The sequence below is a fragment of the Synechococcus sp. H55.2 genome (genome assembly GCF_047462495.1).
Taxonomy (GTDB): domain Bacteria; phylum Cyanobacteriota; class Cyanobacteriia; order Thermostichales; family Thermostichaceae; genus Thermostichus.
In genome coordinates, this window is sequence record NZ_JANSJH010000168.1 from 1 (window position 1) to 2,589 (window position 2,589).

General features: G+C 59.8%; 2 protein-coding genes. Both read left to right on the forward strand.

All coding sequences use genetic code 11. The features are described 5' to 3' along the window. Positions 1-308 precede the first annotated feature (308 nt). Positions 309-1,316, forward strand: coding sequence for a COX15/CtaA family protein (locus NW844_RS12630; RefSeq protein WP_414336147.1), 1,008 nt, complete (start codon positions 309-311; stop codon positions 1,314-1,316). 5 nt (positions 1,317-1,321) lie between these two features. Beyond that, a complete protein-coding gene (locus NW844_RS12635) occupies positions 1,322-2,332 on the forward strand; it encodes a heme o synthase (RefSeq protein ID WP_414336149.1) in 1,011 nt (336 codons plus the stop codon). Positions 2,333-2,589: the final 257 nt, after the last annotated feature.

Here is a 2,589-nt window from a genome sequence, read left to right on the forward strand (position 1 = left end):
CTTGCAGGAGATAGTCAGGACTTGGGCCATGTCACGATTATCCATCGTCCGCATTCCTCCCGCCCCTGACCCTACGGGTACAGGGCGGGGCTCCTGCAGTTTCTAGCTGAAGCATGTGCGCCTCCAGAAAGAAATTCTTAAAAAGCCTTCGCCAGCCGCAAAACCGCATTTAAGATTCGTGACTAGGGTTGGATGCCGGGTAACTTGCATTCTTGTTGAGACCGAACCGGCCAGGCTTTGTCGGCTCGACCCATCCCTGCCGTACAGCCTGCTTGAACTGTTGGCTTGATCTTCTGCCCTCAACTGCGATGGATTCTTCGATCTCTCAATTCCAGCCTTCTTCCCGGCGGGATCCCGTGCCTTCTGACAGGCTTTCCCTGCGCATGGGGCAAGCTCTGCTGGGGCTGGCAGTGGCCACTTGGCTGTTGATGGGGCTGGGCAGTGCCACCCGAGTCATGAACGCTGGGCTGTCTTGTCCGGATTGGCCCCTTTGCTATGGGGAGCTTGTGCCTGTTCAGCAGATGAACCTACAAGTCTTTTTGGAATGGTTTCACCGCATGGTGGCTTCTGCGATAGGCTTGGCTACCCTGGTTCTGATGGGGTTTGCCTGGCTGAAGCGCCGGGCATTGCCTACTTGGCTGCCCTGGGGCTTGAGCTGGGCTTTTGTTCTGGTCTTGGTGCAAGGGATCCTGGGTGGGCTGACGGTGACGGAGCTGCTGCGCTTTGACATTGTAACGGCCCACTTGGGCACGGGCCTGCTGTTCTTTGCCACGCTGCTCACCCTGGGATTGCTGGCCTTGACAAGATCCGGTTCTGAGGGCTCTGTCCTGCGGGGGCAGCCAGGTGAAGGGCCATTTTCTATCGGCTACCTGCCTTGGCTGGGCTTGGGGGCGGTGCTGCTGATCTATGTTCAGAGCCTTCTTGGCGCCCTGGTGGCTTCCCAATGGGCTTTGCACCAGTGCTTTGCTGCTGGCGAGCTGTGCGGGGTGATGAACAGCCACTTGCTGGGCGTGGCTCCGGCTACCCTTGGGGTGTTGGCAGTGGCGGTGGCCACCGGGCTAAGGCGCAAGCGGATCCCGCGGCTCCTCAAGTTCTTGGGTCACGGGTCTGTCGGCCTGCTGTTGGCCCAGGTGGGGATCGGCATCTTGACCTATCGCTACCGGCTGCAGGTGGAGCCGCTGACGGTGGCCCATCAGATGATCGGTGCAGCTTTGCTGGCCTGTTTGCTGAGCTTTACGGTTCTGGCCTGGCAAATGCGAACTCAGCGGGAAGAAGCCCGGTGGATGGCCATGACCGCAGAAATGACCGGTGAGTGATTTCCATGCAGGATGTTTTCCAAGACCGTTACCGAGCCGCACCGACACGGATCCCTTCCCAAGTCTGCCATCACCGAACGGTATCCCAGGTTTTGCGCAGCTATAGCCAGTTGGTGAAGCCGAAGATCATCGCCCTCTTGCTGATGACCACGGCCGGCGCGATGTGGATGGCGGGCAACAGCGATCCCCTGAAGTTTGGCGTCACCCTCGTGGGGGGCGGGATGGCAGCGGCAGCGGCCAACGTCATCAACATGGTGTATGACGCCGATATCGATCGCATGATGGAGCGAACTCGCCATCGCCCTTTGCCTTCCGGTCGCATTCAGGCGAGACATGCTCTCCTGTTTGCCGGGATCCTAGCCGTGACTTCCTTTGGTTTGCTGGCCTATTTCACCAACCTGCTGGCCGCCGGTTTGGCCATGTTGGGGATCCTGGTGTACGTGGGAGTCTACACCCACTGGCTAAAGCGTTCCAGCACCCAGAACATCGTCATCGGGGGAGCGGCAGGAGCGATCCCGCCCTTGGTGGGCTGGGCGGCGGCCACGGGCGAGCTGAGCTGGGCTGCTTGGGTGATGTTTGTCATCATCTTTTTGTGGACCCCGCCCCACTTTTGGGCTTTGGCCATTCTGAAGCGGGAAGACTACGCCCGCGCCGGCGTGCCGATGCTGCCGGTGGTGGCCGGAGAAAGGTTGACTGCCGCCCAGATTCTCCTCTACGCGCTGCTGATACTTCCGGTCAGCTTGTTGCTGGTTTACCCCTTGCGGGTGCTGGGATCCTTTTACTTGAGTGTGGCGGCGCTGCTGGGATCCCTCTTGGTTTGGAAGGCGGTGCAGTTGCTGCAGGATCCCCACAATCGGGAGCGGGCGGCCTCCCTTTTCACCTTCGCCAACCTCTATTTGCTGCTGCTGTGTGGGGCTATGGGTCTGGACAGGTGGGCGCCGACCCACACCCTCTGGCATCAAGCCCTCGCCTCGCTGCAGGGGATCTACACCACGTTGCTGGCGCTGACTGGCTAGCTTGCAAGGCTGGATCCCTAGGTTGACAACTCACGTTGGCCGACCAGTTCTTGCGGATTACAGCCCGCTCTGATCCAAAGTTACGATCGGTTAGCCACCGCTAGACGGATCCGGCTATGACGAATGAAGAGATCGAGACGCGGTTTGTCCAGTTGGCCGAAGCTGTAACCAGAGTGGCCGACACAGTTGCCAAGGTTACCGATGCCCAGCTTGCCTTGCAAACCCTCTCAGGGCGTCTTGCCGAAGTTGTCTTGGAA

Excerpts from the sequence above, each read along its gene's own strand:
- NW844_RS12630 (WP_414336147.1), top strand. The coding sequence starts at position 309 with ATGGATTCTTCGATCTCTCAATTCCAGCCTTCTTCCCGGCGGGATCCC.
- NW844_RS12635 (WP_414336149.1), top strand. The coding sequence starts at position 1,322 with ATGCAGGATGTTTTCCAAGACCGTTACCGAGCCGCACCGACACGGATC.